Annotated in this window: 15 protein-coding genes; 7 read left to right on the forward strand and 8 right to left on the reverse strand. The window is 62.4% G+C overall.

The genetic code is table 11. The features are described 5' to 3' along the window. Nucleotides 1-6: 6 nt before the first annotated feature. Nucleotides 7-1,326, reverse strand: coding sequence for a DUF4143 domain-containing protein (locus tag B5F89_RS08710; protein WP_087431397.1), 1,320 nt, complete (start codon nt 1,324-1,326; stop codon nt 7-9). Between the two features lie 892 nt (nt 1,327-2,218). Here B5F89_RS08710 and B5F89_RS08715 point away from each other — a divergent pair. Continuing rightward, complete coding sequence (locus B5F89_RS08715; protein ID WP_087431398.1) at nt 2,219-10,486, forward strand: InlB B-repeat-containing protein; 8,268 nt, start codon at nt 2,219-2,221, stop codon at nt 10,484-10,486. Nucleotides 10,487-10,501: 15 nt separating this feature from the next. After that, nucleotides 10,502-11,026 carry a hypothetical protein gene (locus tag B5F89_RS08720; RefSeq protein WP_087431399.1) on the forward strand — a complete coding sequence of 175 codons (525 nt, stop codon included), beginning with the start codon at nt 10,502-10,504 and terminating at the stop codon, nt 11,024-11,026. Nucleotides 11,027-11,182: 156 nt separating this feature from the next. On the opposite strand, the gene B5F89_RS08725 is transcribed toward B5F89_RS08720, so the two are convergent. Continuing rightward, nucleotides 11,183-12,589, reverse strand: coding sequence for an ATP-binding protein (locus B5F89_RS08725; protein ID WP_087431400.1), 1,407 nt, complete (start codon nt 12,587-12,589; stop codon nt 11,183-11,185). 654 nt (nt 12,590-13,243) lie between these two features. On the opposite strand from B5F89_RS08725, the gene B5F89_RS08730 reads away from it, so the two are divergent. The 5 genes from B5F89_RS08730 (at nt 13,244) to B5F89_RS08750 (ending at nt 20,066) form a co-directional block, all read left to right on the forward strand. Further along, entirely contained in the window at nt 13,244-15,952 is a 2,709-nt protein-coding gene (locus B5F89_RS08730; protein WP_158098457.1) for a hybrid sensor histidine kinase/response regulator, read from the forward strand. Next, nucleotides 15,949-17,160, forward strand: coding sequence for a GGDEF domain-containing protein (locus tag B5F89_RS08735; protein ID WP_087431402.1), 1,212 nt, complete (start codon nt 15,949-15,951; stop codon nt 17,158-17,160). The genes B5F89_RS08730 and B5F89_RS08735 overlap by 4 nt, the downstream gene beginning before the upstream one ends. After that, nucleotides 17,153-18,253 carry an HD domain-containing phosphohydrolase gene (locus tag B5F89_RS08740; RefSeq protein ID WP_204230657.1) on the forward strand — a complete coding sequence of 367 codons (1,101 nt, stop codon included), beginning with the start codon at nt 17,153-17,155 and terminating at the stop codon, nt 18,251-18,253. Before B5F89_RS08735 ends, B5F89_RS08740 begins: the two co-directional genes overlap by 8 nt. 38 nt (nt 18,254-18,291) lie before the next feature. After that, on the forward strand, nt 18,292-18,642 hold the full coding sequence (locus B5F89_RS08745; RefSeq protein WP_087431404.1) for an Hpt domain-containing protein: 351 nt from the start codon (nt 18,292-18,294) through the stop codon (nt 18,640-18,642). Nucleotides 18,643-19,235: 593 nt separating this feature from the next. After that, nucleotides 19,236-20,066, forward strand: coding sequence for a hypothetical protein (locus B5F89_RS08750; RefSeq protein WP_087431405.1), 831 nt, complete (start codon nt 19,236-19,238; stop codon nt 20,064-20,066). 33 nt (nt 20,067-20,099) lie between these two features. On the opposite strand, the gene B5F89_RS08755 is transcribed toward B5F89_RS08750, so the two are convergent. The 6 genes from B5F89_RS08755 to B5F89_RS08780 are packed head-to-tail and all read right to left on the reverse strand — an operon-like array spanning nt 20,100 to nt 24,230. Next, entirely contained in the window at nt 20,100-21,173 is a 1,074-nt protein-coding gene (locus B5F89_RS08755; RefSeq protein ID WP_087431406.1) for a PilT/PilU family type 4a pilus ATPase, read from the reverse strand. A 1-nt stretch (nt 21,174) separates the two neighbouring features. Next, a complete protein-coding gene (locus B5F89_RS08760) occupies nt 21,175-21,687 on the reverse strand; it encodes a hypothetical protein (protein WP_087431407.1) in 513 nt (170 codons plus the stop codon). Next, nucleotides 21,677-22,180, reverse strand: a complete 504-nt coding sequence (locus B5F89_RS08765; protein WP_087431408.1) for a hypothetical protein — start codon at nt 22,178-22,180, stop codon at nt 21,677-21,679. The genes B5F89_RS08760 and B5F89_RS08765 overlap by 11 nt, the downstream gene beginning before the upstream one ends. Continuing rightward, the gene (locus tag B5F89_RS08770; protein ID WP_087431409.1) at nt 22,177-22,821 is read right to left on the reverse strand and encodes a DUF4860 domain-containing protein; all 645 of its coding nucleotides are present in this window, start codon (nt 22,819-22,821) and stop codon (nt 22,177-22,179) included. The genes B5F89_RS08765 and B5F89_RS08770 overlap by 4 nt, the downstream gene beginning before the upstream one ends. Continuing rightward, the gene (locus B5F89_RS08775; RefSeq protein ID WP_087431410.1) at nt 22,818-23,144 is read right to left on the reverse strand and encodes a hypothetical protein; all 327 of its coding nucleotides are present in this window, start codon (nt 23,142-23,144) and stop codon (nt 22,818-22,820) included. The genes B5F89_RS08770 and B5F89_RS08775 overlap by 4 nt, the downstream gene beginning before the upstream one ends. 12 nt (nt 23,145-23,156) lie before the next feature. After that, on the reverse strand, nt 23,157-24,230 hold the full coding sequence (locus tag B5F89_RS08780) for a type II secretion system F family protein (RefSeq protein ID WP_087431411.1): 1,074 nt from the start codon (nt 24,228-24,230) through the stop codon (nt 23,157-23,159). Nucleotides 24,231-24,235 lie beyond the last annotated feature (5 nt).

A 24,235-nucleotide genomic window follows, 5' to 3' on the forward strand; every position in this document is an offset into this window, starting at 1 on the left:
ACACCGCTACGCCGTTAAACAGCGGATGGGAATGACGTAGATGTTTTCGTCAACTTGTCGGGCATATTGAGAAAAGCCCGTAATGACCGCCATAAACTCCGGCTCGCGCGTGCGCGCAGCGTCGCCGCGGCAGAGTTTCCGCTGCAGGCGTCGCAGGGAGTTCACGGCATCGTCCACCTTGTCTTCGCTGAGCTCGATCTCCAGCGCCGCCCACCGACCGTCGGCGAGCTCGATGATGGCGTCGACCTCCAAACCGGCGTCGTCGCGGTAATAACGCACAGGCTCAAACCCGATGTTGGGAAGTGCCCCGGCATACACGAGCAGGTCGCGCATGCACAGGTTCTCAAAAGCCAAGCCCAACGTTTGGTAATCGCGCATGAGTGCCTGCGGATCCATGCCAAGCTGCGCCACAGCGAGCGATGGGTCGGCTAGGTAGCGCTTTGGCTTGGTGGCCATGCGTTTGCGGGAGCGGGTAGCGGGGACCCACCCCGGAATCTCGTCAATAAGATACGAGTTCTTAAAGAACGCGAGGTAGTCCGAGATGGTGGCAAGACTCGCAAGAGCCTCGCCCGTTTTGTCAGCGAGGGAATCGGGCTCACTCATGTCGGCAACAAGGGTTTTGCGTGTCACGGCCTGGCCAAGGTTACAGGCTAGAGAATAGATGAGCAGGCGGGCGACGTTTCCATCGCGGCCGGACTGCGGGACGCTCTCCGTGCAAAAAAGCTGGAGGTACTGCCGGGCAATCAGCTGTGCCTGCGCGGTATCGAGGTCGAGCGCTTCGGGCCATCCGCCGTGGCAGATGATATTGATGAGCTCCTGCGAGTCGTCGGGGACAACGGCTGGGGAGAACTCGCCGTTAAACAGCGCAGAAAGAGAGACGCTCTTTGTGGAATTGGAGATTTCGGAAAGCGTCATGGGGTGCATGCGGATGCGCCCGATGCGCCCGGCACCGCTGTGAAGCGGTTGGGGGTCTTCGACCCGGCGCAAAAACGGAGTGGAGGAGCCGGTGAGAATCCACCCGCCGCGGAGGTTGCGGGTGCGGTCGATGGATCGGCGGACGGCATTCCAGATTGCAGGGACGAGCTGCCATTCGTCGATGGCATGCGGCTGCTCACCTAGAGTGACGAGGTAGGGGTCGCTGCTCGCAAGCGCGTAATCGTCGTCGATGTAGCTGACGCTTTGGGCGTGCGCAAGGGCAGTCCAGGTTTTGCCGCACCATTTAGTGCCGGCAATCTCCACGGCGCCAAACACAGAGAGATAGCGCTCAACCTGTGTATCGGCGATACGCGGAATGTAGCCCTCTGGAGTGAGTGGGGATGCCGCCATAAAAACCTCCTGAGATTGGCTACTCTAGCTGGAATTATAGAAGCAGTTTACGTTTTCCGAGAGTTTCATTATTCATTTTCCGAACTTTTCGTTTGACGTTTTCCGAATTTTGGCGAGGGACAGGGCTGTGCGGAGGGGTGGCGAGTCGCTTGCAACGGGCGGCTGGTGGCACGCTGCTGGGTGGTTACACGCCGCGGCTGCGTGGTTTGCGTTGCCTCCGCGCGTTAGTTAGGTGCCCGGCCATTACACCAGCGGCAAATCATGGTCTAAATCGGGCATGATTTGCCGCTGGTGTAATGGCCGGGCACCTAACTAATCCAGCGGGTGTTTTTGAGCTGGTTTTGGGTGAGCGCGTTGCCGATGGGAAGGGGATTACCCGCGGGAGGCCATTTGGTGCAGGCACCAAATGGCCGGAAACGGTCCAACTCACCAAGTTGATGTGTTCGCGGGTGTCGCGCCGGCCTCGCACCGCGCGCCGCGCCGCGGTGCGTTGGGCCGTCCGCCCGCCGCGGCCGCGCGCCCCTCGTGTGCCCCAACATAATGTGCTTTAGTAATAGCACTTTACAAGCTCTTGATCAATTGGTGGGGGAGGTACCGTTTATCCCGCCGAATTGGCCGTCCAGAGGGGTGTACACACCCAATCTGACAAGCTTTATGCACCCCGACGCATTTTCTACACAAAATGAGCTAGACTTGGCTCCGTAGGAGCTTATGTCTCGAATGCGTGTGCTGCGGTGCCGTGCGCTCAGACATTCTGTCCCCGGGGGTGCAAAAGCTGCGTGCGCCCGGGCTCCAGAACTCGCAACGGCAAGCGACGCCGCAGCCGCGAATTGGGGGCGAGGCGAGAGGGGCGGGCCCGGTGTAGCCCGCTGACATGTTGGGAGTGGTACAGATGCATGTTCCACAGAAGTTGCGCAAGGAGCTGAAACGCAAGGGCACGAAGGCGCTCGCCTTCTTCTTGGCATTTGTTTTGGCCGTCCAGTGCATGAACCTGCCGGTGATCGTGGCAGCGGCAACCGACGCCGCGGGCAACGCGCTCGCGACCGTTGAGGACACGCCGTCCAACGATCAGGCAACGAGCGCCGCCACCGATCAGGCGGCCGACCAGGCTGCGACGGAAACCGAGCAGCCGGCAACAGAGCAGGCGCCGGTTGAGCAGCCGGCAACAGAGCAGGCGCCGGTTGAGCAACCGGCCGAGCCCGCTGAACCTGCAGAACCCGCGACCGAGGAGCCCGCGGCCACGGAGGCCCCGGCGGCCGATCAGCCCGCCGAGAGCACGACTCCCGCAGGCTCAGAAAACGTAACGGAGGGGGGCGCTTCTGAGAATGGCCAAGCGCCGGTAGCGCCCGCGGCGGACACCACCGCAACTGTTGCCCTCTCGCTCGCCGAGAGCACACTTACCGTTGGGGCGGACACCTACACCGCCACCGACGCGACCATGGAGGCTCCGACCAACCAGGAGCTCAAGTTCACCGTCGCGCCCGAGGGCGGCTTTGCCGTAAAGACGGTCAAGCAGATCGCGGCCGACCGAACCGAGACCGAGCTTTCTGCCGACGCGTCCGGCATCTACACCATTGCCCCCGAGGCGGTGGCCGACGGTCTGGAGATCAAGGTTGAGACCGAGGAGGCCCAGGCCGCCGAGGAGCAGCCCGCCGAGGAGGCTCCGGCCGAGGAGCCGGCGACCGACGAGTCGACCGATGAGACGACCGAGCCCACCGAGGACGAGGCCGCAACCGAGGAGCCCGCTGAGGACGAGGCTGCAACCGACGAGCAGACCCCTGCCGACGAGGCGACCGAGGATGAGGCTGTCGAGGAGGCTGCGTCCGAGGACAAAGCAGCGGTTGTCGATGAACTTGTCACCGAAGACGGTCAGGCGGTTACTGAGCTCGAGTCCGACTCGGTAAAGGCCGACGTGAGCTCTCCTGCATTCGAGGGCTACGCTCACGTGGGCGACATTACGGTCAAGGTAACTGCCGGTGAGGGTATTGTTCCCGAGGGCACAACCGTCAGTGCGTATCGGGTGAACCGACAGGACGTACTCGATGCTGTTTCGAGTGTTGTGGAGAAGAACGGCAAGGTCGTTGAGGACTCCGTTGCCATTGACGTGACCTTGCTCGGCCCCGACGGCAACGTCATCCAGCCTGACGGTGCGGTCAACGTCTGCTTCTTTAACACTAGCCTTGGCGGCGGCGAGATTAGCGTCTGGCGCGTCGCCGACGACGCCTCGACCGTCCAGGCCATCGGCACCCGCCAGGCGGACGCTTCCGTCCAGAGCTTCGACGTCGATCACTTCAGCATTTATGTGGTGACTGATGAGGGCGAGCCGGCCCTCGCGACGTACAACTTCTACGTTAACGATAGGATTGTCAGCACTCAGGTCGTGAAGACGGGCGACACCCTTTACGAGCCCGCAGCGCCTGAGGCAAACGACAACGGCTTCAAGTTCACCGGCTGGTACACCAAAGAGCAGGGCGGGGAACTCTTTGACGGCTTTGGCGAGCAGAATGTCAGCGAGACCATGACCGTTGACCTATACGCGCATTTCGAAGAGGTTCACTACGTCTTCTTCTACGACAACCAGGGGCGTATCTTCCACACCGAAGAGGGCATGACGGGGTATTCCGTTTCCGTTGGAGAGGCCACTCAGATTCTCGAACAGAGTCTGCCCATTAATCAGGGCCTGGCTGGATGGTATACCAGTGAAGGCTTCGAGGGCGATTCCGTCGAGTCTGTGACTCTCGAGAATGCCAACATCTATCTGTACCCGAAGGTAGTAAACGGCCATTGGATTACCTTCAGCACGGAAGGTGGCACCTACATCGAGCCGCAGTTTGTGGCTGGCGGGGCAACCTCCGTTGGGCCTGAAAACCCCACGCGTCCCGGCTACACCTTCGTCGGCTGGGAAACGGAAGACGGAAAGAACTTCAACTTTGGTGACGAGCTGACTGATGATGTGAAGCTTGTTGCGCAGTGGAATCCGGGTCAAACCTCCTACCGAGTCATCTATTGGGTCGAGAAGGCCAACTGGAAAGAGGGCGATAACGAGGCTGACCGCTACTCCTTCATGAGTAGTGAGGTCATCGACAACGTGAGCTCCGGTTCCACGACGAACGTTGGCGGAATCGATTGGTGGGATTGGGACTACAACGATCTTTCCTTCAACGATGCAGAACTCCAAACAGTTGAACAGAAAACGGTTGCTGGTGACGGCTCGACCATCGTCAACGTCTACTACAACCGGGCCGAGTACAAAGTTGTCTTCAAGACGCACCGCGAAGGTGAATATAAACTTACGTGCACGAAAACAGAGCACACTCACGAGTATGAAGGTCGAGATTGGCACGACGACGGCTGGTTCAGTGGTCACTACGAATACACCGGTGGATGTTACGGCCCTGGCTGGCATCGGGAGGGTCAGACAAATTGCGGAATTGATGAGCATCAGCACGAGTGGTGGGAAGGCTGCTACGAGTATGTCGGCGGAGGCTGGTCTGACGCGTATGTGATCGAGGCAAAGGTTGGTGCGTACATCGGCGATCAGTGGCCGACTAGCGAGGATGTTGATGGCGGCCCGTACCGTTGGGCGATTAGTGAGAGCGCGCGGACATGGCAGGCCCATATGGAAGTCATGCCTTCCGGTGGAGATGAATTCTGGGGACAGACGGCAAGTGGCACTTCAACCGCGACGTATTGGGTCGAGAATGTTGAAGGTACTGGTTACGAGGTCCACCACAGGGACGTAAGCGCCGGAACGGGAATGGGTGTAAGTCCTGAAGATAAGTATGAGCTTCAAGGCTTCACCTACGACCGGGGGCCTGTAGATGGCAGCGACTATAGCGGCGCCGATTTCTACTATACGCGCAACGATTATACGGTCTCGTTTATCAACGGTGATGAGCAGCAGGATAGAACAAAGCCCTATCAGGCATCGCTAGATGATTTGGCCTACACGCCCAACAAGCCAAGCACGGTTGAAGAGAACTTTGTGTTTGCCGGCTGGTACGACAACCAGTTCGGCGAAGGTGATCCGTTCAACTTTGATACGACCATGCCGGCCTACAACCTCTCGCTGTATGCCGTCTGGAAGGCGCCCGAGGTATCGGTAAGCTATTACAGCGACATGGACGGTGCGGGCACACTTCAGACCATTGATGCTGTGTCCTATGGCGAGACCATCAATGAGAATCAGCTGGGTGAACCCGCTGAGGTTGAGGACATGCAGTTCGTCGGCTGGGCGACTCGCACGGGCACTGAGGGCAACTACGTCTACACGCTGTTCAACTTCGACACCGAGATTCGCTCTGACGTTGTGCTCTACCCGTACTACATCAGCAAGGGTTCCTTCAAGGTGACCTACGATTCCAACGGGGCGAGCGAAACCGCGCCCACCGACGATCGCAAGTACGCCGAGGACGCATACGCCGATGTGCTTTCTGCTGAAGGCATGACCGCGCCCGAGGGCGAGGTCTTCCTTGGATGGAGTACTAATAAAGATGGCACGGGTACGCTGTACCAGCCTGAGGACAAGATCTTGATTGAGGGCAACGTGACCCTCTACGCCCATTGGGGTCACCGTCCTTCTCAGGTTACTGTGACCTACGACGCGAACTATCCCGAGGGCGCCGTTCCCAGCGGGGCGAAGGAAGAATATACGACTGATTCGTTCCCCAGCAATGCGGAGCACACCGTCTTTGAATTCGAAGCGATTAACGGCTTCGAGGTTCCTGACGGCTACAAGTTTGTAGGCTGGACCAACGGCAGCGCTACATATAAGCCCGGCGACAAGGTTCGCGTCGACGAGCTCCAAAAGGGCGGCGACAACACCCTCACCGCCCAGTGGACCCACGTGGGCACGCAAATTTACGTCAAGGTTGTGCTAGATGGCAATCAAGTAGCGGCTAAAAAATATGTGAATCCTGTCGTCGATGGAACCACACAAGGGTTCATGGCTACCTATGACCCAAACACACAGCTGTACACGATTGACTACACCTACGAAAACTTCAACTGTGCCGATTTCATACTCGAGACGTTTGACATCCCTGCTGGCTATGTTGTGTCAGTAAGCTCTGACAATACGAATGACACCCTCGGTATTGATGGGAGTATTGCCGAATACCATGATCCCGTAGAGGAAAACGGCAACTGGACGCTCGATAATGTCCCCGGTGGCGCAACGGTCACCGTTGACCTTCACAAGTCTGAATACGCTGTGAAGTATGTTGCCGACGACAATGGCTCCGTGTCCACGAAGCAGGAAGTGGTGAAGTACGGCGAGAACGCGAATGGCTCGACCGCAAAGCCCGATGACGGCTACTTCTTCGTCAACTGGACTGATTCTGAGGGCGAAGTAGTAAGCACTGATCCCACGTATGTTCCCCAGAACGTCACAGCCAACGCTACTTACACCGCTCACTTCGCTAAGAAGTACGAGGTCACGATTAGGGCTAACTCAAAGTCTGACACCTACGATGGCACCATGAAGAGCGTCTCTGGCTTCCAGGACGAGACAGATAAGGGTGTGCCTGTGGTCGCCGACGACGTCACCTACTACGTGAACGGCCTGACCTCCGAAGCATCTGGCGTCAACGTAGCCGACTCCGTGAATAGTATTCCCGTCATCGGAACAGCTGTGGTAAAGGATGCTAACGGCAACGACGTCAGCGCTCGGTTCGACGTGTCGGTCACTCCCGGCTTCCTGACCATCGCTGCTCGCGAGATCACGGTCCACGCCGAGAAGACGGTCAAGTACAACGGCTCCGACCAGAAGCTCGACATCACCGAGGGCCACATCACCACGGGCTCCGTCGCCGACGGCGAGAGCCTGGACCTCTCCGCCTCCATCACCGGCAGGAACAAGGGCGTCTACGAGGAGTTCGACGCCGACCCGACCTACAAGGTGACCGACGGCGAGGGCAACGAGACCACCGCCAACTACCGCATCACCGTCACCGGCAAGCTCACCATCGAGCAGGCCGCCGCCGACGCGTTCACCGGCACGGTCACCCTCGACGACTGGACCTACGGCGACGAGGCCAAGGCCGAGGTGCCCGAGGTGACCCCGGAGGGCTCCGACTACGACGGCCCGACCTACCAGTACAAGGTGCGCGGCGCCGACGACTCGACCTACACCGACCAGAAGCCGACCCAGGCCGGCGACTACACGGTGAAGGCCGTCTGGGCCGCCACCGAGAACTGCCCCGAGATCTCCGACACGGACGACTTCTCGATCCTGAGGCGCCCGGTGACCATCACGGTTGCTGACGATAGCAAGATCTTTGGCCAGGATGATCCGGTGTTTGAAGATGCTGTTATGACTAACCACGTCAAGGGCGAGCTGGCTGACATTGACCTCAGCGTAATCCGTTCTAACGAGGAGGAGGGTGTTGACCACTACGAGGATGTCCTGACCATTGGTCAAACTGCTGAAGAGCTCAACGGTCTTTATGGCAACTACACCTTCACGGTGGAGCCCGGTGACTTTGAGATTACGCAGCAGACCATCAACCCGGAGGATCCTGACAATCCGGATTCCTACCTCAACGTGCAGGTGAGCCAGCCGGCCGACGTAACTTACAACGGTCAGCATCAGCAGTCGCCCGTCAAGGTTGAGCGCCTTGACGCCGACGGCAAGGTCATCGCTACGCTTGAGGAGGGCGTTGACTACAAACTCACCTATGTTGACGACGTGAACGCTGGCACTGCAAAGGTCAAGGTCGAAGGCCAGGGCAACTACAAGGGCCAGATCACGAAGGAATACACCATCAACCCGGCTAAGGCCATGATCGTGGTGAGCAACAACGCCAAGGTGTACGGCGAGGACGACCCTGACTTCCAGGGCAAGGTCGTGCTCTACAACGATGGCGCGTGCGATCAGCCACTCTACCTCAACGTGCTCACGCGCAAACAGGACGTGCTGGGCGACATCGCCTACAGCCGCACCAACGCGGAAGTCGAGAGTGCCGGCACCTACGAGGGCGTCCTGACCGCAGCGGTCAAGGACGGCACGCTCAACGGCAACTACACCTACGACGTGTGGCCCGGCGACTTCCACATCGCCAAGTCCACTGATCTGGTTGCGAAGATCACCTCTACTGCCGAGGACATGACCAAGGTCTACGATGGCAAGGCGCTGACGCTCACCGCCGAGGCGACCCCTGCCGAGGGATCCACGCTCATGTACTCCACCGACGGTGGTACCACGTGGACCGATGAGGCCCCGAGCATCACCAACGTCGGCACGCTCGACGTGCAGGTCAAGGCTGTGAACCCCAACTACGAGGATTCGTATCCCGTGGAGGCCACGCTTACGGTGACTCCTGCCACGCTTACCATCACCACGCCGAGTGCGGCCAAGGTCTTCGACGGCACGCCGCTTGAGGCGCCTGGCTCCGCTGAGGAATGCGTGACTGGCCTGAAGAACGGTGAAACGGTCGACTTCAAGACCACGGGCGCCATTACCGCGGTTGGTCAGACCGACAACACCTACGCCATCGTCTTCGCGGGCGAGGAGGGTGCAACCGAGGCGACTGCTCAGAGCGGCAACTATCGGATTGTGACTGAGGACCTCGGTACCCTCCAGGTGTTCCCGCAGTCTGTTGACCCCGATGACCCCGATCCGAGCAACCCCGATCCGGACGACCCGGATCCCAGCAAGCCCGACCCCGAGAACCCGGACCAGCCGTTCTACACCGGCATCACGGTCGAGTGGCCCGGCAACACCGAATACAACGGCAAGAGCCAGGAACTCCCGGTAACGGTTAAGGACCGCAACGGCAACGTGCTCACCCAGAGCACCGACGGCGGCAAGACCGGCGACTACGTGCTCGTCTACGGTGACGATACGGTTAACGCCGGCGAGGTGAAGGTCACGGTCAAGGGCGTCAACAACTACGGTGGCGAGATCTCCGGCAGCTACCAGATCACCCCGGTAACGCTGACCATCTCCACGCCGGACGCCAGCAAGCTCTACGACGGCACCGCGCTCACCACGGGCGAGGACAGCGCCACGGTTGAGGGCCTCATGGACGACGATCAGGTGCAGACTACCGTGTACGGCAGCCAGACCGAGGCGGACGTGAGCGCCAACCATGTGCGCATCGACGGCTGGGTCAACACCGAGCCGACCAACTACGACGTGAAGCTCAACCTCGGCACCCTGCTGGTCTACCCGCAGTCCATCAACCCCGGTGACCCCGACCCGAGCAACCCCGATCCGAACGATCCGGATCCCACGGTGCCCGATCCCGAGAACCCGAAGCAGCCGTTCTACAGCGGTGCCACGGTTAACTCGCCGTCCGACCTCACCTACGACGGCGCCGACCACACGTGGGAGCCAACGGTCCGCGACGCCCAGGGCAACGTGCTCGTGCTCAACCGGGACTACGCGGTCACGTACAGCAAGGCCGACCGCACCAACGTCACCGGCGCCATCGAGGTCACCATCACCGGCATGGGCGACTACGCCGGCACCGTCGAGCGCACCTACCAGATCACGCCGCGCGAGATCGTCCTCACGATTGACAACCAGACTAAGGTTGCCGGTACGGCCGACCCGACCTTTACCTCGAGCTACGAGGGCACCGTCCCCGGCGAGGTGGCGGGCTGGAGCTTCCAGACCGGCCACGTGCGCGACGCGGGCGAGGCTGTGGGCAGCTACGCCATCAACCAGGGCGACATGCAGCTTGCCGACAACCCGTCGACCGGCTTCCTGGCCAGCAACTACACGCTGAGGGTCGTCCCCGGCACGCTGACCATCACCCCGGCCCCGGCAACCCCGGGTGACGGCGGCACCGGCACCAACCCCGGCACCAACCCGGGTGGCGGCACGGGCACCAACCCCGGCGCTGGCACCACCGCGACCCCGACTCCGGCCGCCGCGACTGACGGCACTGCCGCCGCAGCGACGGATGACACCGCCGAGGCCATCGAGGACGAGGCCACCCCGCTCGCCGCGGGCACCGAGCGCATCTCCGACGACGAGACGCCGCTCGCCTCGGGCCGCGAGGACCGCGACTGCTGGGTCCACTGGCTCATGCTCGTCGGCCTAGTCATCAGCGCCGTGTACTACCTCGGCGCCGTGATCCACCGCCGCAAGTTCACCGCCGACCTCGAGGGCTACGAGAAGGACGTCCTCGACCCCGACAACCGGAACGCGTAAGGGAGGTTTAGAGAGATGAAGAAGTCCAACATCGCACTCACGGTCGTCTTCGCCGTCGTCTCGGTCTTCCTGCTGTGGCTGTGGTTCTGGCTCGGCTTCGATAAGATCGACTCGCCGCTCGACCTCGTCATCAGCATCGTCTGGTGGCTCGTCATCGCGGCGGGGGCGGTGCTCGTGTACCGCTCCGAGCAGAAGCGCCGCGCCGCGGTGCGCACGGTCTACCTGGCGGACGGCCGCTACTACAACTCCGAGAGCGGTATGCGCTCGGTGGCGCCCGGCTCCAACGCGGCAGACTCCATCGCCGCTGTGCTTGAGGCACTTGAGTATGATTTCTCGCGCATGACGCCGCCCGATCAGAAGGACGATGCCGAGCGTGTCGACTGGCGTTACGTGATCCACACGGATACGTTCAAGCCCACGCGTATGGATGACGACGGCAATCGTGAGAACGAGACCTGGGAGGGCGACGTGGTGACCGTAGCCACCGGCGCCAAGCGCACCTTCGCCTCCCGCGAGGAGCTTGCCGCGCTCATCGCGTAGCGCGGGCACCGTTCGGGCGTAAAAGCTCGGGCTACAGGCAGTTCACGCAAAGGGCGGCCGCTGGACCAACATCCAGCGGCCGCCCTATTTCGTTAGCGTCTAGGATATGTAGGCCTTAGTGACTCCGGATAAACGACGAACGCTGTTTCCCTTTTGCTATCCCTCATACATCTCATTCAGTGATACCGCGTGCAGATCTGTTCTCTCAAGGCACTTGCGCGCTGTGCCCTCGGATACGGGATACTTGGTAAATAGGTAGAGGTGCTCTGCATGGTGTCCTGGCACGAGATCCCGCTTGCTCTCCAAGTCTGCAATTTCGGCCGACTCGTCGAATGACTCTCGATACTTGCATTCACCTATGATGAGGCGCTTGTGGCCTTCGTCTGCGGCAATAACGTCTATGTCGTCTTGTGCCCGCTTGCGAGGATTGGTGCCCCACCATGAACCTACATTGGTTACCGGCAGGGGGAGTTTTTCGGCAATTGCCTGTCGCGTCAACCATTCTGCGCAAAGACGTTCGAAGCGTCTTCCCAAATACTCGTCAAGACGCGAATCGTCAAGCTGGGCGAGCGCGGCACCGCCCAGCCCCGCCTCGATGCTTGATGTTGCGGGCATCACAAAGCGAAACCAAAAGTCATAGCAAGCGTCGCGAATGCGGTACAGCCCGCGCTTGCTTGTGCGCGCGTTCTTGCCAAACGGAACAGTACGCTCGACAATGCTTAGGTTTTCCAAGGTTCGTAGGTATGAGGGGAGGGTGGTGGCGGAAATACCCGTTCGATCTGCTATTTCCTTTTGGCGATTGGCCCCGCCGGCGATGGCTCTAAGTACGCTGCTGTAGAGAGCAGGTTCGGATAACTCTTGACGGAGTAAGCCAAAGGGCTCGTCATAGAGGAAGCCAGCAGGGTCAAAATACAGGCTTGACAAGTTCTCGCGCAACGAAGTGGCAGAGTCTATAAGTTCCAAATAGTATGGCACGCCGCCAAAGCAGCCGTAATAGCGAAAGGCGTCCTGCGGTTCGACGTTTGGCAGCATTTCCCGCACTTCGAGATAGCCGAGCTGTTGCAATTTGATTTGAATAGTTCGTCTGCCGTACAAAGGGCTCTTCTTCCCAAGGACGCGACTCTCCATGAGGCCCTGATTGCTGCCGCAGAGCGCTAAAAACAGATTGGTGTGCTTGAGTTTATGGTCAATAGCTACTTGGAGGATGGAGGGCAGGCTCTCGTTGCGCTTGACTGCATAGGGAAATTCGTCGAAGACAAGGACGAAGCGCTCTTGTTGGGCGCGTTCGGCGAGATAGTCGATGGCGGATGTCCAAGAGGGAAAGGAAACCATATCTTCAGGTAGTTGGAAAAAACGGGCTATAGCGGCGCTAAAGTCTCTCAGGTTGTCATGGTCGGACTGCTCAAGGGCGGTAAAGAACAGGGTGCGTTTGTCCTGCGTGAAGGCATTGAGCAGCGAGGTCTTGCCCACGCGTCGTCTGCCGTAGACCACGGCGAATTGGAAGCCACCACGGTCGTAGCGAGTTTGAAGTGCGGTCAACTCGCGTTTACGTCCTACGAACATAGTGCCTCCTAAAATAAGTAGCAAGATAATTATTATCTCACTAATTATTTTAGGATTCGTTGATGCGCCGAGCAAGTAGCGTATATATGCCCATTTGTGAACTGCATTTGGTGCATTTGGGGACGGGTACGAAACATGCAACGTGGAGTAGCGCCTTATCGCATGGCTCCCGCGGTGCTCCTATGGCAGCGGAGTTCGCGTGCGGGCGGCGCACCTTCAAGAAAGGGGCGATCGCCAATGAATAAGATTCTTGAATTGCTCCAGGCGCTTGCGGCAATCGCGGGTATAGGACGATTCCTCATCGACCTTTGGAAGGAGTTCAGGCACCAACGCATGACTCGGGAATAGCAAAGAGCCCGGCTGGCACCGGACTCTAAGTTAAGAACCGCGTCGCCCGCCCTGTTAAGCCTCCGGGCTCCGCTGCACCCTTATCGTACACCGCAGGCGCAAAGCTTATACCGGGGGAGACAATTTCTTCAAGTTGCAAGTGGCGGGGCGGCCTAGGGTGAAAACGGTGCAGCATTTTGCTCCTCCCCGTCCACTTTTCACCCGGGTGACGTGCTGTCCGCTTGGGCTGGTATGATGAAAGACATCCGTAGCGGAACGTTTCCGCAGCGGGGCGCCCGTAACGTTGACGGAAGGCGAGGCGAGCCCATGGGCCGAAGAATGCGCACCATAGCAAAGCAGCTCGGCCGCATGCGCTTGGGGCTGGTGCTCCTCGTCTGCTTTGTGGCACTTACCCTCGCCGGCGGCGCGATTCTGCGCCAGACGCTCCTCCAGAACGCGCACGAGTCCAACACCGCGCTCTCGCGCTACTACGCGGCCGAGACCAACAGCTCCCTTACCATGTACCGCTCGCTCCTTGAGTTTGGTACCGAGTCGCTCGACGTGCGAATGGAGCGCGGCGAGTCGTGGACCGAGCTCGAGGACTGGGTGGAGATGTACTGCGAGCGTCTGCGCTCGGTTGTGGGGGACGATGCCATCAACGTCTACGGCGTGATTGATGGCACGCCACTTACCGTGGGCGATTGGGGCGAGCTGGCCGAGCAGGACGTCACCACCGACGCCGTCACCGGGGCGACTCCGGATATCGACATGTCCACCCGCGCGTGGTACCGCGAGGCCATGGCCTCCCCCGGCGAGACCATCTTTACCGACGTGTACCAAGACGCCCTCACCGGCCAGAACATCGTCACGGTGGCGCGCGCCTGCTGGGCGGGCAACGCGGTGCTCGCCTTTGACCTCTACCCCGAGAACTTTGTTTTCCAATACCAGCAGCAGGACCTGCCCGAGGGCGCGTCGTTCTTCTTGTGCGATAGCACCGGCAACCTCCTCTACCGCGAGACCTCGCTCACCAACGAGCGTGGGATCGACGACTACATCCGCGACTTGGTGACGCGCATCGAGGCGGGCGAGCTCAAGGGGGCGGACGCCTACATCATCGACCTCGACGGGCGTGAGCGCGTGGTGGACTACGCCCAGCTCGACAACGGCTGGTACTCCATCGTGACGGCCCCGCGTGAGGTGATTCTGGGCAGCCTCGACACCGTGAACGTGCTCTTTGGCTGCATGGTGGCGGCGTTTGCCACAGGTATTGGCATTCTGGCCGTGCGCGATTTGCGCCGCGCGCGCACCATGGAGCGCACCAACGAGACGGTGCGCGTGCTCGGCAACAGCTACTACGCCATCTACCTCGTCAATTACGAAGAGGGCACCTACGAGATGATCAAGGGGTCCGACTATGTGCGCCGGCGCATCGCCAAAAAGGGGCCGTACGCGGACCTGCTGCGCACCGCGGCCGAGGTAATCGAGCGCGACACCTTTGAGGAGTTTGAAGAGAGTTTTTCTGCCGAGAGCATCCGCCGGCTGGTGGCCGGGCGCGTGCGCGACTACGGCGGCGACTTTATGCGCCGTTTTGGGGACGAGTACCGTTGGGTCAACGTCCGCGTGCTCTACGACGAGTCGCTCGACCCTGAGGAGGTTGTGCTTTGCTTCCGCGAGGTCGACCAAGAAAAGCAACGCCAGCTGCAGGAGCGCCAGTACCTTAAAGAGGCGCTCGAGAGCTCCAAGCAGAGCATTCAGACGCGCCAAGCGTTCTTTAACAACATGAGTCACGACATGCGCACGCCGCTGAACGCCATCATCGGCCTCACCGAGCTGGCGCGGCAGCACACCGACGACCCGGCCGCCACCACGAGCTACCTCGAGCGCATCGACCGGTCGGGCAAGCAACTGTTGGCGCTCATTAACGACATTCTTGACATCTCGCGCATGGAGCAGGGGTCCGTTGCGCTCAACAACGAGCAGATGGACCTCGTGCAGGTGCTTGGCGACTGCGCGGTGCCCTTCCAGCTGCAGGCGGAGCGCGAGGGCAAGACCTTTGACCTTGCGTTTGACGTGCGTGACCGCACGGTGATGGGTGACGCGCTGCGCCTGAGCCAGGTGCTGAACAACCTGCTCTCCAACGCTATCAAGTACACCAACCCGGGTGACGCGGTGCATATGCGTGCCGAGCAGCTTGCCGGCGACGCAACCTCTGCCGGCGCGGCGGGCGCGGTGGCGAGCTATCGCATTACGGTGGCGGACACGGGCATTGGCATGACGGAGGAGTTCTTGGGCCACCTCTTTGACCTGTACGCCCGCGAGCAGCGCTTTGGCACGCAGCAGACGGTGGGCACGGGTCTGGGTATGCCTATCACCAAGAATCTGGTCGAGCAGATGGGCGGCACGTTGGAGGTTACAAGCGAGGTCGACCACGGCAGCACGTTTACCGTGACGATTCCGTTTGCACGGGCGGCCGAAGGCGCGGGCGGAGCGGGTGCCGCCGCGGCCGGCTCGGCTGCGGGCGCCGACGCCACCGCTGCCGACGCGATCAGCGTAGAAGCCCCGCGGCCGGTTGCCTCGGCAACGCCTGCCGTGGCAGCGCCGGCGCCCACGGCAGAGAACCTGCTCGCGTCGCTTGCCGGCAAGCGCATCCTCATTGCGGAGGACAACGCGGTTAACATGGAGATTGCGACCGAGATGCTCGGCATGGCGGGCCTTGAGACGGAGCAGGCCTGGAATGGGCGCGAGGCGCTCGACACCTTTGCCGCAAGCGTGCCCGGCCACTTTGACGCCGTGCTCCTCGACATGAAGATGCCCGAGATGGACGGTTGTGCCGCGGCCCGCGCCATCCGCGCGCTCGACCGGCCAGATGCACGCACGGTGCCGCTTATTGCCGTGACCGCCAACGCGTTTGCCGAGGACATTGTGGCCACCACGGCCGCCGGCATGGACGCGCACATCTCCAAGCCTATCGACTTCCACCTGCTCTGCCAGACGCTCGCCGAGCTCATTGCGGCGCGGGGAGGTGACGCCTCGTGAGAAGTACCGATACGCCCCGCGCCCGCCTTGCTGCGTTGGCGGCGCGCCGCCGGGCGTTCTATACCGCCGACTGGGAGCGCGTGACCGAGCGCAATCTGCGCAACGTGAAGGCGGCGTGCGTGATTGCCGCCATGATCTCGCTTTGGTTCACGCCCATCGCCCGTCTGGTCGCCCCCTCGTGGCAGCCCACGGTGGCGCACATGGCGCTCGCCCCGGTCGCACTGGTGCTCGCCCTATGCGTGGTGTTTGCCGGCAAACAACTTGCGTCTCGTCCGCGAGCGGCGGCTGCCTTCTGCTTGGCGGTCGAGGCCGTGCTTCTGGCCTGCGTCGTTTTGCTCGACACGGTCTTTTCTGGTGGACGCCCGGGCATCCTCACCCAGCCGGTGGGCATTGGCCTTGGCGTGCTCATCGTCACGCCGTGGGGTCTGCCGCTCTGGGTGCTCGGCGCTGCGGACGCGGCTTTTATTGCGCTATCCGTTACGGCAAAGGTGCCGGATATCGCAGCGGCGGACGCGTTCTCGGTTTGCGTGGGCTATGTGGTGGCAATCGCTGTTGCCGAGCTCGCCCTCGCCCTGCGCCTGCAGGACTTTGAGGCGCGTGAGCGCTACCGCGAGCTCTCGGAGCGCGATGCCCTGACCGGCCTTCTCAACCGCGGCGCGCTTGCGACCTTTACGTCGCGCCTCTTTGCGGGTGCTGGCGGCAGCGCTGCGCGCGGTGCAGGGTCCAGCGCGACCCTCGCTCCGGCGCAGGGTGTATGCGTTATGATGCTCGACCTCGACGACTTCAAACAGGTGAACGATCAGCGCGGTCACGACGCCGGCGACGACCTCCTGCGCCTTATGGGCGATATCCTCCGCACGTCTTTCCGCACGTCGGACGCGGTGGTGCGCTACGGCGGTGACGAGTTCATGGTCGTGGCGCCCGGTCTTACCGACGAACATGTGGCCTCAGCAAAGGTCGAGCACGTGTGCGCCGAGCTGCGCGAGCGCGGCAGCCGTCTGGTGGACATGCGCGTCTCGTGCAGCGCGGGCGTGGTTGTCGCGCCCCAGGGCGCCGCGAGCTTTGAGGAGCTTCTGCGTGAGGCGGATCAGGCGCTTTACGAGGTGAAAGGTTCCAGCAAGGGCGGGTATGCCTATAGGGTGCACGCGCCGCACCCGCCGCAGGCGGAGCGCCGCGGGAACCACGGGGGAGGCGAGAGGATTGCCTAGCAGCGAGAATATCACCGACGTGCGCCGCGACGGCGCGAGCGGAGGCCTCGGCACCATACTCATCGTCGACGACGATGCCATCAGCCGCATCATTCTCTCGGAGCTCTTTAAAGATTCCTACCGGGTCGTGGAGGCGGAAAACGGCGAGGAGTGCCTCGAGGCTATCGCGCGCGAGGGCGACGCCGTCGTTGCGGTTCTGCTCGACGTGATGATGCCGCGCCTGAACGGCATGGAGGTGCTAGAGCGCCTTGCGGCGGACGGGTACACCAAGCGCGTCCCGGTGTTTTTGATTACCGCCGAGCGCACCTCGCAGGTTATGGAGGACGCCTACCGCCTCGGTGTGATGGATTTTATTGCCAAGCCGATTATTCCCTTTGTGGTCACGCGACGTGTGAACTCGGTCATCGAGCTCTTTGAGAGCCGAAAGCGCCTCTCCTCAACCGTGGAGGATCAGCGCCAGCAGCTGCTCGAGCGCGCGGAGCAGATCATCGAGCTCAACGTTGGCATGATCGAGGCGCTCTCCACCGCGATCGAGTTTCGCGACGGCGAGAGCGGCGACCACGTGCGCCGCATCCACGACATTACGCACCTTATGCTCTCGCGCACGCCGTTTGGCGCGGGGCTCAGCGAGGAGGATATCGACGACATCTCCCTCGCTGCCATCATGCACGACGTGGGCAAGATCGCCATCCCCGATGCGATTCTCTGCAAGCCGGGGCGCCTCACGGCTGAGGAGTTCGAGATCATGAAGACGCATACGGTGCAGGGTGCGGATCTTCTGGAGCGGATACCCCAGATGCATAGCCTTGGGGCGTACCGCTATGCGGTCGACATCGCGCGCCATCACCACGAGCGCTGGGATGGCCGGGGGTACCCCGATGGCCTCGCGGGCGACGAGATAAGCATCTGGGCGCAGGTGGTCTCGCTTGCCGACGTGTATGACGCGCTGACCAACAAGCGCGTGTACAAAGCGGCGTTCACGCGCGAGGAATCGCTGCGCATGATTGCCGACGGCGAGTGCGGGACCTTCAATCCCGAGCTCTTGTCCTGCTTCTTTGAGATTGAGCCGGAGATTGTGAAGCTGTACGAATAGGCGCCGCGCTGATTGTTGTTGCGCCGGGAGGGATAGTTATGGATCTTGCCGTTTTGGATGCCGCCGGATTGGATACGGCAGATGCGCTTAGTCGTCTGATGGGAAGCGAGGCGCTGCTCGGGCGCCTGCTGGGAACGTTTCTAGCTGATGAGAACATGGATCGGCTTGAGGCAGCGGCCGCGGCCGACGATGCGTCGGCGGGTCTCGAGGCGGCTCACGCTCTCAAAGGGGTGAGCGGAAATTTGTCCATGACCAAGCTCTATGAGTTGACCGCACGCCAATGCGAGCTCATCCGTGCCGACGATTGGCCCGCCGCGCGTGTCCTCGTACCCGAGGTGCGTGCAGTTTACGACCGTCTGGTCGCCGCAATCGATGCCTGTGGGCGCTGATTTGGGTCTGGTGGTCAAAGACCCCCGCAGAATAATAAAAGACCCCCTGCAGGGACTATGGCGTACCGCTGAATGGCGGGGTTAGTGGGACTCCAAGCCCGATTCAGACGCCAAAAGAGCGGCCAAAAGGCCGCTCTTTCTCTCTTGAGGGGCAGATTGATCTCAACAGCAGGGGGTTCTTTATTATTCTGCGGGGATTTTTGACCATCTGGGCCGTGTGCACATGATGTAGGTATAGGACTCATGGTAATGGCATTAGATAAATCGTTTGGATTTGGGGCTATCTATTGCACGAAGAATGAGGTCTCGCGCAAAACGACGCATATTTCTAAATGCGCGGTTAGATGGCTATAAAGCTTGGTCAGATATCTGTCAGATTGTCTTGCCTTATCTCGTACTAGGGTGAATATTTACAAAGATATACGCCTTATAGAATGCCGTATCGTAGGGCTATGAGTATTTGCGTGTACGGCATATCAGCTCTTGAGCTGTATCGGTCGAGCGGGAGGTTGCTCCCAGATTTGCTCGACGCCCCACGGGTGAGGCGGCCCGCGGGTTGCTGCATCCCGCCTCGTGGATTCCTGGAAGATGATATGACGCGCGCAGGCGTGAAAACCAGGCCGTACCACGTATTGGTCGACACGCCCGAAGCGTGGCGCGAGCGCGATGACCTGGTATGTCACAAGCTTGCCGGGAGCGGTAGCGGCGCTTCGTTTATCCAAGCATCGCGCGATCTCTATGTGGTTTCCCCGGAGCTTATGTTCATAGAGCTGGCGGCATCGGGGGAGTTTGACCTGCTTAATCTTGTGGAAATAGGCTACGAGCTCTGCGGGACGTACGTCATCGACTCCTCGTGGGATGGCTATACCACAACCGACCGACAGATTACCTCCGTGCGGGCTCTCGAGCGCATGGCAAAGGCATGGAGTCCGCGCCATGGTGCGCGTCTAGCGCTCGATGCCCTGCGGCATGTTCACGACGGCGCGCACTCGCCCATGGAGACCGTCGTGGCGATCCTGCTGTCGTACGGGCGCCGCCGCGGCGGGTTGGGGCTTGGTCCCATGGTGCTAAACGCCCGCGTGGACACGCCGGACGGACCGCGCTACGTGGACATCCTGTTCCCCGAGGCCAGGGTGGGCATCGAATACAAGGGCAGGCACTATCACGCCGTCGAGCAGTCGGCGCGCGACGACCGGCGCCAGAACGCGCTTGTGGGAATGGGCTACGCCATCATCAACGTGTGGTACGAGGACATCGTCGAGGACCACCTGTTTGAGCAGCTAGTTCAGAGTATCTTTCGCGCGCTTGGGCGGCGCTACCGCGTGCGAAGCGATGCCTTCGCCGCGCGGCAGCGCCTGTTGCGCATGCGTCTGCTTCCGCGGTTCCGCCAGCTACAAGGCGGAGGCGCGGGCGCCCCCAGCTGAGCGGGCGCGTGGGCGCCCGCTGTGAACGCGCCTCTAGAGCCCTTCTGTGTCGAGGCGGACCGCCAGCGCCTCCTGATGGATGGCGTACTGCAGGGACGCAGTACGGTCGATGGTGCCGTCCTTCACGAGCGCGAACAGGCTCTGGTCCATGGTGCGCATGCCGGCGTCGCCGTTTGCGGCGATAACGGAGTCAATCTGGTGCGTCTTGCCCTCGCGGATGAGGTTGCGGATGGCGGTGTTGGTGGTCATGATCTCAAACACCGGCACCACGCCTCCCGCGCGCGCCGGCACGAGCTGCTGGCTCACGATGGCCTGCAGGACCTGCGAGAGCTGCAGGCGGATCTGGCGCTGTTGGCCGACGGGGAACGCGTCGACAATGCGGTCGACGGTGCCCGCGGCGCCGGTGGTGTGGAGCGTCGAGAAGATGAGCTGCGCCATCTCGGCCGCGGTGACGGCGGTGGCGATGGTCTCGGGGTCGCGCATCTCACCGAGCAGGATGACGTCGGGTGCCTCGCGCATGGCGGATCGCAGCGCCTCGGCGTAGGTGGCGACATCGGTGGGAACCTCGCGCTGCGTCACGATGCAGGTGCCGTGACGGTGCACGTACTCGATGGGGTCCTCCATGGTGATGATGTGACCCGCGCGCTCGTGGTTGAGCTTGTCGATAAGGCAGGCGAGCGTGGTGGACTTGCCGGCGCCGGCCGGGCCGGTTACGAGCACGAGGCCGCGCGAGAGCTCGGCTTGGCGCAGCACCTCGGCGGGAATGTGGTACTCGGCGGGGTCGGGCAGGCCAAAGGGGATGACGCGGATGACCGCGGCGAGCGAGCCGCGCTGGCGGAAGATGTTCGCGCGGAAGCGGCCGATGCCCGGCAGCGCGAAGGAGAAATCCTCGTCGTGGTTGCCGCTCGCGAGGAAGCCCTCGGTATCGCGCCCGGCGGCAGCGTAGATAGCGCGCACGGCCTCCTCGGTGTCGGCGGGCATGAGCGCGCCGTCGTCCGCGCGGACCTGGACGCCGCCTTTGCGATAGGTGAGCGGCAGGCCCGCGATGATGAAGACGTCCGAGGCGCCGACCTCGATCATCTTGTTCAAAAACTCAGCTACGTTCATGTCATGCTCCCATCCAAAGCGTGTCCGATGTGTCTTCGGTCCAGGTGGTCGAGGGTTTCCAGTACGAGATCGCAAGCTCGCCGTTGCTTGTGACCGCGAGCCCGATGGTAAGGGTGCGCCCGCTTGGGGCGTCGACGCGAACGGAGATGGCGTTTCCGTCCGCTTGCGCCTGCAGCGTGTGGCCGTCGGCCGCTGCGGTGTCTTTTGCGCGGGCGGCCAGGTTGTCGAGCTCTTCGGCAAGTGCCGCGGCGGCTTCTGCCGGGCCGAGTCCCGCGGCGCGCGCGGAGGCGAGGGCGGCATCCACCTCGGCGAGGAAGGCCTGGCCGAGGCACTCGTTGGCGTAGTCGTCGGCCGTGAAGGAGGCCTGCCGCTCGGCGAGGGCGGTGTCTGCGCGCGCGGTGGTGAGTGCGAGCGTTGCCATGACGGCGAGGCAGATCACAATCACTAGGGTGAAGATGCTGATGGGGCCCATGCGAACCGACCCGGTCGTGGCGGGCTCGGTCTTACGCGCCATCGCGCTCACCTCCCTGTGCCGTGGGTGCGGCTGCGGATTCTTCCGCTGGCAGGTAACGTGCTGTCTCGAGCGTGTACAGCGGCTCGACGTCCGCGGCGCGTTCGGCTGGCTCGGCGCCCGCGCCACCCACGGCGGAGTGGACAGCATTGGCGTCGCAAACGGTTATGGTCGCGTGCCAGAGCGTTCCCGCTCCCGTTGCCTGCGGCTCGAGCTCGATAGCGAGCTCGTAGGTGGTGCCCGTCTGCGCGCCGGTCACGGTCTGCGTGGCGGGCGTGGTATCCGCGGAGAACGTGTCCGCCGCGGCAATGCCCTCGGCAGCGTTTTGCGCGATAGCGACCGCCTCGGAGAGGCGGGCGGCGCGGTCCGCCTCGGCGCGAGCGCTCGCAAACAGGCTAAAGAGCACCGCGAGGGACGCGGCAAGAAAGGCAAGCAACACAAGCGCCTCCACCAAGAAGGCCGCTCCGTGCCATAAGGGCTGGCGATCGCGCATCATGCCGCACCTCCCTCGTCGGTCGCGCCGAGCGCCCCGTTAGACGTGCCGAGCGCTCCGTCGGATCGCAGGGCGATAAACGTGGTCGTGTCGTCGCAGGTAACGCGCAGCGCGCCCGCGCCCCCGTCAAGCTCAACCGCAAAGGCGGACGCCGCTACAAGGGGTTCGGCGTGCGCAGGGTCGTAGGCGGTGCCGGCGGGCACGTACTCCTCCACAAGCTCGCCGTCGTAGAGGTACAGGCGCGTCTCGAACGTGCCGGAATCGAGGCGCTCCGTGAGCACGAGGCTCTGCCCGCCGCCCGGGGCGGTGTCGAGCGAGACGGCCGCCTCCGCGTCCTTGGAACGCACGACGTTGGTCACAAGCGCCCCGGCGAGGCGTGCCCTCTCGGTTGCCAAGCCGGTTGCGTGAATGTGCCGGTAGACGCCCACACCCGCCGCAAGCGCGAGCAAAAGCGCGCAGACGAACACCAAAAACAGAATCGAGGTGAAGAGGTGCACGCTGCGGGAGCCCCCGCGCGAGGCGAGGCGCTCGTTGCGAGGGCGCGTGCCCTGGGCGAGGCTGCCGCTGCGAGGGCGCCCGCTCTGGTCGAGGCGCCCGCTCTGGGCGAGGTGCTCGCCGCCACCTATGGTGTTGCGCGCGCTCATCGGGGCACCACCACAACGCTCGGCGTGACGTTCGATGCAAACGCCTCATAGGTCACCGCGTAGTCGCGGTGGTTGATTGCAAGTCCGTAGTGCTCCTCGAGGTGCTCGATGGTGGAGGGGTAGGATCCCTCAACGGCGCAGCACTGCGCGGCGGTCTCGAGCACCGCCTCGCGCACGCTGGCGCACCCCTGCTCGAGCGTCTGGCGCCGCGCCGCGCCCCAGCCGATGGCGCAGCCGAGCGCAAGCACGAGCGCAACGAGCACCGCCGCTATCGCAAGGCGCCGCCGCCGGCGCCGGAGTTGTGCGGTTTGGTCGTGATACATCGCCCCACCGCCTTAGCCGATCGAGCCCATAATGCCCACAAGCGGCAGCATGATGGCAATAAGCGTTGCCCCCACAGCTACGGTCAAAAAGGCCGCAAGCACGGGTTCCGTGCTGTTTACCACGCGGTCTATCTGGGCGATGGCATCGTCAAAAAACGTTGTTGCCAAGCGGTCGAGCACCTCGTCAATTTGCCCCGCGCGCGTGCCCACCGTGAGCATGCGCGCGTAGACGGGCTCGAATACCTCGGCCTCGGTGATGGCCTGCGCGAGGCTGCGCCCGCGGTCGAGGTCGCTCATGGCGGCGTGCGCGCGGCCAAGGCGCTCCCGCAGCGCCGCGTGGTCGACGGTCTCGATCGAGCGCGCCATGGCCTTGTCGGTATCGAGGCCCGCCGCGGTGTAGGCGGCGAGTGCGGAAGAGAAGCGGGAGAGCGCGAGCTGGTACATCGCGTCGCGCGTGAAGGGCGCGCGCTCAAACGGGCGCACGAGACGTTCCTGCCCGCGCGGGGTGCGGCTGGTGGCGAGCGCGGCCAGCGCGGCGAGCGTGAGCACAAAGGTCACGGCGAGCGCGGCCCACCCAATGCCAATGGCCACGGCGACCACGGCCGACGAGCCGGCGGTAAGGGAGCCGGCGAGGCCCTCGTACACGTCGATAAAGACGGGCAGGATCGCCCAGACCGTTACGGCAAGAATCACCGTCATCACGCACAGCAGCGCTGCGGGGTAGCCGACGGCGCTTCGCACCTTGGAGAAGACGCGGTCCTCCTCGTCGTAATAGACGGCGAGGTTGCGCAAGACGTTTTCCAGGCGACCAGAGGTCTCGCCCACCTCAACCATATGGACGGCATGCGCGGGAAAGGCGCCGCAGGCGCGCAGGGCGTCTGCCAGGCGCGCACCACCGGCGAGCGCGGGGTAGAGCTCGTCGCACACCTGCTTGAACGAGGCGTCGGCGAGGTTGGCGCCGAGCATATGGACCGCCTCGTCGAGCTGTATGCCCGCCCCGAGCATGAGCGCGATGTCCTCGCAAAAGACGCTCACCGCGCTCGCCGGCAGGGGTGCGCGCCGCGTCTGGTTTGTCTGCTTCTCCATCTTCT

The sequence above is a fragment of the Collinsella sp. An307 genome (assembly GCF_002161805.1).
In the GTDB taxonomy this organism is placed as follows: domain Bacteria; phylum Actinomycetota; class Coriobacteriia; order Coriobacteriales; family Coriobacteriaceae; genus Coprousia.